Origin of the sequence: Stenotrophomonas sp. CASM106, from assembly GCF_049384825.1 — a bacterium.
In the GTDB taxonomy this organism is placed as follows: domain Bacteria; phylum Pseudomonadota; class Gammaproteobacteria; order Xanthomonadales; family Xanthomonadaceae; genus Stenotrophomonas; species Stenotrophomonas muris.
Map to the genome: position 1 here is coordinate 1 of NZ_JBMRFS010000087.1, position 401 is coordinate 401.

At 70.1% G+C, this 401-nt stretch carries 1 pseudogene; it reads right to left on the bottom strand.

Annotated elements, in window-relative coordinates:
• Positions 1-401 (bottom strand): annotated as a pseudogene (locus VG556_RS22650) (usher protein); the annotation flags it as partial.

The following is a 401-nucleotide window of genomic DNA, read 5'->3' on the forward strand; positions in this document are numbered from 1 at the left end:
CGGCGGCAACAGCGGGTCGAGCCCTGCCAGCGGGTCATCCCCCAGCCCCGGCTGCAGCGTGCCTGCGCGCCAGGTCTGACGGCGGGTGTAGGCCACGTAGGCGTTGCCGCCCGCCACCGGCAGCGCCATCGAGGCGCTGAGCGAATCAGCACAACCGAGCCGGTCGCGTGCGTCGTCCTCGAACTGGCAGGCACGGCCGCGCATGCGCTGGTGGTACACATTCCACGAGGCGCGGCGACGATACGAAAGCTGATGCTGCTGGCCACGGCTGCCATCGCTGCCGTGCATGCCGCTGAAGGTGCCGCGAATCTCCTGGGTGGCGAACACATGGCGCAGGTCCAGCCGCAGTTCGCCATAGCTGAAGCCGCCGAGGTCGGCGATGCCGGCCGTCACTGCCACGT